At 44.6% G+C, this 7,200-nt stretch carries 4 protein-coding genes and 1 pseudogene; 1 reads left to right on the top strand and 4 read right to left on the bottom strand.

The genetic code is table 11. The annotated features are described in order from the left end of the window. Positions 1-261: pseudogene (locus Q4549_RS05015) on the top strand (galactokinase); the annotation flags it as partial. Positions 262-426: 165 nt separating this feature from the next. Here the strand turns inward: Q4549_RS05015 and Q4549_RS05010 are convergent. From Q4549_RS05010 to aldA, 4 genes are all read right to left on the bottom strand, one after another. Continuing rightward, positions 427-2,700, bottom strand: a complete 2,274-nt coding sequence (locus Q4549_RS05010; RefSeq protein WP_303548794.1) for a beta-galactosidase — start codon at positions 2,698-2,700, stop codon at positions 427-429. A gap of 447 nt (positions 2,701-3,147) precedes the next feature. After that, positions 3,148-3,609 carry a YhcH/YjgK/YiaL family protein gene (locus tag Q4549_RS05005; protein WP_303548796.1) on the bottom strand — a complete coding sequence of 154 codons (462 nt, stop codon included), beginning with the start codon at positions 3,607-3,609 and terminating at the stop codon, positions 3,148-3,150. A 228-nt stretch (positions 3,610-3,837) separates the two neighbouring features. Further along, complete coding sequence (locus Q4549_RS05000) at positions 3,838-5,199, bottom strand: RICIN domain-containing protein (protein WP_303509153.1); 1,362 nt, start codon at positions 5,197-5,199, stop codon at positions 3,838-3,840. Between the two features lie 228 nt (positions 5,200-5,427). Further along, positions 5,428-6,876 carry an aldehyde dehydrogenase gene (gene aldA, locus Q4549_RS04995; RefSeq protein ID WP_303509156.1) on the bottom strand — a complete coding sequence of 483 codons (1,449 nt, stop codon included), beginning with the start codon at positions 6,874-6,876 and terminating at the stop codon, positions 5,428-5,430. Positions 6,877-7,200: the final 324 nt, after the last annotated feature.

Raw genomic sequence — 7,200 nt, 5'->3', positions numbered from 1 at the left:
CATGCCTCAATGCGTGATGATTTTGAAATCACCGTACCGGAAGTGAACTGCATTGTGGATATCGTGAAACAGGTGCTGGGTAACCAAGGTGGCGTACGCATGACTGGTGGTGGCTTTGGTGGTTGTATTGTGGCGCTTATGCCGCCTCAATTGGTCGATGAGGTATGCCAAGCAGTCGAGCAACAATACCAAACTGTGACGGGTTTAAAAGAGAGTATTTACGTGTGTAAGGCGATGCCAGGTGCTGGCGCAATAAATTAAGCCCCTTGCCGCAAATATTCAGCAGATAAAAGCTCGGCCTTGTGCCGGGCTTTTTTATTGCAGCTAATTTCGCCTTAAAGCTCTTTCTGTGCACAATCCCTAGTAGATATAACGAGCTAAAAAAAAGAGGAGCAAGCTCCTCTTTGTTGTTGTCTATATCAGGTCTCAGTCTTTGGTTTTGCCAAAGCGGCGTTGGTACATATTGCCATTTACCCGTTTAGCGGCGTCTACCATTGGTTGGTAGGGAACATCAGTAATGCCAACAAAACCTACGTTGTAGTTCTCGCCGTCAAACGAGCGACCGGTGATAGGGGAGTCAATGTACTGGAACCAATGCGCGCCCACAAAGTAAGGGTTATCAATCACCGAGTTAAGGTAATCTTCAAACATCTCCCCACGCTCGGTTTGGTGGTTCGCGGTGACTAGGCCAGCATGGTAGAAGCCTTCTTTAACGCCAATATGGAACTCACCAATAATGCTTGGCATATCTACTTCGGCTAAGAACTTCCAAGGTTCAGGGTGCAAACCTTCTTTGTAGTAGTTGTAACTAACAACGTCTACATGTTTGGCTGCGGCCCTCACTACCTCAGGGTTGCACCCCCAGTCTGCAAAGCGAGCGCCTAGGTATAAGTGATTTGGGAGTTGTGCTTTTAACGACTCATTCACCACCTTGAAGTACTCGCTGGCGTAGAGTTCTAATAACATAGAGTAGTCGTTAAGCTGAGCCTCGTTATGGCCAAGGTCGGTGAGACCTGCAGCCACATCTTCCCAAGAGCTAATATCGCTTTGCCAAGCTTGGTTGAGCTTATCAATGCTGCTGTATTTGTCTTTTAAGGCTTGAGTGAACACCGTTTTCGTTGGGCTGTCTTGGTCGCTGCGACCCAAGGTATGGGTGGCGATGCCATAATGGCTTTTCACCGTGTCCATGCGGCCCCAGCTCTTTTCATTGTCGATGAAGATACCTACACACCAAGGTGAACCTTTTATCTCGGCGTTAACTTGGCTAACGGTGGCTTCGGCGCGCTCTCTAAACACTGGGTCGAATGGGTCTGGTAAAGGCGCCCAAAAGTCATCCCCACTGGTGACGGTTTTAAACTCACCAATGATCCAGCCATTGGCAAAATAAGGGATTTTTTTATTATCGTAAAACTCTGGTGCTGTCCAATTACCCAAGCAAGAGAAGCCCCAGTTGAGCATGCGATCCATGGTTACTTCGCGCCATTTTGCCATGTAGTCTTGGCCATCTTGCCCGTATTTACGCTGTAAGTTTGCCGAGTAAAAACTAAAGATCTCACCGCGATCTACTGGTCCTTCAAACAGCTCTCGCATGTAGCTGTAATGTTCCGCCAATGGGTCATCGTAATCTGGCAGCCACTCAAAAAAGTCTCTACGGGTTTGGTTCGCGACAAAGGCAGAATCAAAAGCTTGCTGGCTAATTTCCAATTTTTCTTTTGAGTCTTCAGGTGTCACATCATCGTTGCTGCGCGCTGCCACGGTAGAGTGGTCGTAATCTACGCCGGTGATGGTAAATGAGTTAGCTAGGCGAATAATATCTAAGCCGGTGGCAAAGTAAGGGTAGCCATCTGGGTCAACCAAAGACCATTTACCCTCAATTTTTTCGGCGCGGAAGTAACCGCTAGCGTCCAATTTCGGGCCGCCAGTAAAACCGCCAAAGCGAGAGCGTTGCGGCATGGCACCTTGTTCTAAACTTTTAAGTTCGGCGGCAGTGACAGAGAGTAACTGTTCTTCAGAATGAATTTTCTCTGCGGTGTCCACTGCAGCATTTTGACCAAACTTATCTAAGCAGCCTTTAAGAAAGTCGGGATTGCTATCGGGGGTGAGAATTACTCTAAAGTTGTCTAATACCAGTTGGTGATCGATTAAGGTGCCATGAATACTCAGTTCAATTTTAGCCACTGCACTGAGGTCTATATTCATTTCTCCCCACATCCAGGTGGCGTAGTGAAATGGCGTATCCCAAGAGGCAGGGTTAGAGCGAAAGCCCGATTGATAATTAAGGCCACCTTTAAGGTATTCGCCTTTTAATTCATTAAGGTAGGTTTTACATGAGTTGCCTTGTACGTTAATACTGCGACTATGCATTTGCCCCTGTTTATCAAAGATGTTGATAAATATTTGCGTAGAACGTTTGCCTAGGTTTGTAGCGTCAAATGCAAAACAAAAGTGGGGTAGTTGGCTCCAATCAAATGGCTGTTCTGGCTCAATAAAAATAGAGGTGTAGAAGTTCTCTTTACTGCGTGTACTAACTTTTAGTGCTTGCTGACCAGCGGTAACGCCTTGACCGCTGCTAACAAGCTCGGCGTCTACGTTACTGAAGCTAAACGCTGAAGGGATTTGATCGGCAAAATCATAAATCAAAATCGATGTTTCGTGCTCAGAGATAACGCGAGCATCCTCAGCCGATAAGCGTGTATTCATTACTTGTCCTCGTAATATAAGCAAGCTACTGCTCGGCCTAAGGTGGTCACTAAACCACAAGATTAAACAATAATAAGCGCTAGGCTCGTCACTGTTAAGGCTGAGGTGCTGCCGTTAAAGCGAATTAAAATTATCTGAGTCTATTAATTGCTTTTACGGCTTTCGTGTCAACCAAAATGTATAAATTGGATAACCAATTTTAATAATATGTGAACCAAGACACGACTTGGTTTTTCACACCGAGTCGCTTGAGTGGTTTTCGCTACTGATAGGCTTTGTTAGGCGGGCGTTGTAGGCGAATCTTGGGTTAGTTATTTCAGTGGTGTGTTGAGAAAAGCGGATGCCAGATAAGTCGAAAGAGCGCTTAGCTTGTTTAAGCTAAGCATCTTCACATGCTCTAAGTAGATATAGAACTAGGTGCTAAAGAGGGACTCTAGATACAAGGTATTACAGTGCAGTTAATGGAATTTTGATCACGGCTTTTCGTACCTTCATCGGCGCTGATACCGCGCAAAGTGGGCGATGAACTTCATTTGGGAAAAATACCGCAAAATCACCTTTTGAGAGATGTACCAATTGCTCGTTACTGGCTCGCTCAAAAAAAGCGACATCATTTTCTAGCTCGGTTAAGCGCAGAGCGTCTTCGGCCAGTTCGTGGGTATAGCCAATGTTTTCCTCACCTTCTAGAACCACTTGAATATCAAGATACTGCTTGTGGATCTCGGCTTTACGTTTTTCAAAGGGTTCGGTTTCAGGGGACATCAGTAATACAAAAACTGATTCATCCGATAAGGTATATTTTCCATCGGGTTGTTGCTGAGCAATGGCCATTGCCTCATCAATCCACTTAGGAAAAGACGGGTTTACATAACTCACTAAAGAGAGTTTGTTTACGTTTCCAAATAACATCTTACTACTTCCTGTTGTTTAAGTTTTTGGTTTAAGTTTTTGGTTTAAGTTTTTGGTTTAAGTTTTTGGTTTAAGGGGATAAAGCTGACTGTTTGGCTGCTAAGGGCGTTACATTGTTATGTGGTCTTAACGCGCTGAGCAAACGCCATAAACAGGAGGCAAACGCTCCTGTTTATGACGTTGAGTGGCTTGTAGTGAATCTGTTGCAATAGTGTACTTAGTGGGTTACTACAAGAATTTGAAGCGCTGGTTAGTCGCGCCAGTGCAGGCCCATTGCCTAATTTGTCCACCATTTGCGTTTGAACTATTGGCGACCTCTAAGCATTTTCCACTTTGTTTATTTCTAATTTCAAAAGTATTACTGCCCTTGTCTTCTAGGCTCCATGTTTGATTAGAGTTGGCGTGATTACATATCCATTGCTGCACCTTAGCGCCATTTGCTGAGCTGCCAGACGCAAGCTCCATACAAAGCTGACTTACCTTGGCATTAATGCTGTATTGATTGTTGGCTATTTTAGTAAACTTGAATCGTTGATTGTTGTTGCCCGTGTTACACGAATACTGCTGGTAAGTACTGCCATTCCATAAGGCGCCATTGATGACATCAACACAACGATTACTGTGTGCCAGTTGTAAATTGGTGTAGCCACTCGGTGGCGTAATATCGCCAGTAGGTGGGGTAGTGGAACCACCCGTTGGTTTGTATACGCGGATCCAATCTACATACATCTTGTTTTTATCACTGTCGGCTAAATCTGCATCAGTGGCTATGTGGCCTGCTTCAGAGCGCCAAGAGTGGTCTTCGGTATCAATAATAATGAAGGCTTCTTGATCCATGTTGTAGCGGCTCTTATCAAGAATGGCACCGGTGTAATCTTTGTCTTTCATTACCACTTGGCTCCAAGCGCCTTTTGTGGTTTTTTGACCATCGATGTAAAAAGTAACGTCTGTTGGACTCTTCCAATACACTCCAAAGCGGTGGAAACCGTCACGCCAGTAGTTTCCCCAAGTGGGCGTGAAGTGAGTCTGGTCGTTGTAATCATTTTTTATCGAGTTGTCGTTATTACGGAAGAAAACATGAAAGTTGGTCGACATGTTCTTAGCGTACCAATCTTGGCGAGCGCCACCGTATACCTCTAATACATCTATTTCACGCTGGTCGTTTTCGCTTAACAACCAGAAGTTGGAAGAAAGCTCTAAGTTACTCACCTTGATACTGGCTTCTAAAAAGATGGGGTATTTTACTTTGGTTTTAGAGGTGATGACCCCTGCGTTTACTTTGTTGGTGCCCTGGCGACGCGAAGCACTAATGATGAGGTTGCCGTCACCAACCCACGATTCATCGCTTGACCAGTGAGTAAGGCCTGGGCCTGTCCAGCTATGAAAGTAACTGTCTTTCCATTTGCCGGTAAACGTGCTGTTTTTGCCTGAGTAGTTAAAAGAGTCAGAATAGTTTTGTTGTAACTCCCAAGATTGTCCTGCGTCTAGTTCGGCAGGAATGGGGATGTTATCCCAATCAGCAGCTGTTGCATTTATTGCTAAGCCAATACCACACGCCATTAAGATTGAATGTTTGGTGAATCCTTTCATTGTTTATTTCCCTGGTTAAAGTGCAAGCAAATATCGCATGCTTATTAACCTATTTTTGTGATTTGGTCGATCAATTTTGTGTTTTTGTTAACCTTTTGTTGTGGGTGTGAGCTAAACAAGGTTTTGTTGATGGGAGCAGACATTAAACCTGAGGGCTTAAAAGCAAAAAGGCCTTGGTATTACTACCAAGGCAAAGTGCTAACAATTGTCAAAAAGGAATAGAAATTCTTACTGGTAGTTCAAGTAAATGGTTTTCTTTTGCAGGTAACCCTCCAATCCGTACTTGCCGTCTTCGCCGCCAATACCACTGCGTTTAAAGCCAGTGTGGAAGCCGTTTAGTAGTTCTCCGTTCGGGCGGTTTACGTATATTTCGCCCACTTCTAACTGATTTACTACTTGCATGATTTTGCGCATGTCATTGGTATATACATAACCAGACAAACCCAAATCAATATCGTTAGCGTATTGCAACGCTTGTTCAAGGCTATCGATAGGCATGGCTGCGACTATTGGGCCAAACACCTCTTGCTTCATAATGTCCATGTCATTGGTAACATTGGTCACGACGGTAGGCTCAAACCAATAGCCTTTAGTAAACTCTTGGCCAGCAGGCTTGCTACCACCACAGGCGATTGTTGCGCCGTCGGCCTTCGCTTTTGCGATCATTTCAACGAGCTTTTCTACTTCGCGAGCATTAACTTTTGGCCCTACATTAGTGCCTTCAAGCATGGGATCGCCAACCTTAAGTTGTTTAACTTTGGCAATGAATTTATCCATGAACTCAGCGTAAATGCTCTGATGGATGTACATACGCTCGTTGGAGGTACAAATTTGGCCGCAGTTGCCAAAGCCAGAGTTAACTGCAATCTCAACCACTTCATCTACGTTGGCGTCGTCCAACACAATGAAAGGAGCTTTGCCGCCTAGCTCTAAATTCAATGCGGTGATGTTCTCTGATGCAGAGCGATACAAAATGGAGCCCACTTCAGAGCTACCGGTTAAGGTCACAAGCTTGGTGATAGGGTTACGAACCAATTCGTCACCCACTTCGCCGCCTAAACCTGAGACAATGTTTACCACCCCTTTAGGGAAGCCAACTTGTGCAATTAACTTAGAAAATTCTAATACAGTTAGCGGCGTATCTGCTGGCGGCATTACTACCATGGTATTGCCAGTGACTAAAGCGTTGCCGAGTTTACGAGCTGCCAGTGCGAGAGGGTAGTTCCAGGCTAATAAACCTACGGTTACACCAAATGGAACACGCTGGATCCAAATTTGCTCATCTTGGTTTTCGCTAGTAACTATTTCGCCTTCGATGCGTCTTGCTGATTCTGCTGCGTAGCGCAAAAAGCCTACTGAACCAGCCACTTCACCGCGAGCATCGCTAAGTAACTTACCTTGCTCTTGAGTTAACATTACAGCGTAGCGTTCTGCGTCGGCTTCTAGGGCATCGGCTAGCGCGCTAACTAAGTCTGCTCTTGCTTGAGCGGGTAAGCTGGCCCATTCTTTTTGGGCTAACTCAGATGAACGTAAAGCTTGCGCTGCTTCTTCGCGGCTGGCTTGTGGTGCATAACCTACTACTTGCTCATTAGTAGGGTTAACAACTTCGATGGTGTTGCCTGTTGCGGATACTCGCCACTCGCCATCAATAAACATTTTGTGTGAAACTGTGTTCATCTAACGTCCTTTAGATTGTTAGTTGAATTAATCTGGTAAACCAATTTATGTATTTAAGCTTAACTGGTTAACCTTTTCAGTGATGAGAGTCACATCTTGCTTCAATGGCCCACTTGCCCTGCTGAGATTTGATAAGTATTTTTGAAATATCATGTGTTTAATGTAGATTTTTGTATTAGTAGTACAATTTCGGACAAAATGAGACCTGAGTAGATAAGGTTGACTACAAGTTTGCGCTAAAAGGCGGTACTATTCCGGATTCGGTCTAGAACTTAGTTGAATTGATTTACCAAAAACTAAGTGGTTTAAATTTTTTTCAAAGGT

The sequence above is a fragment of the Agarivorans sp. 2_MG-2023 genome, assembly GCF_030548085.1.
Taxonomy (GTDB): domain Bacteria; phylum Pseudomonadota; class Gammaproteobacteria; order Enterobacterales; family Celerinatantimonadaceae; genus Agarivorans.
This window is presented reverse-complemented; position numbering and strand designations above follow the sequence as displayed.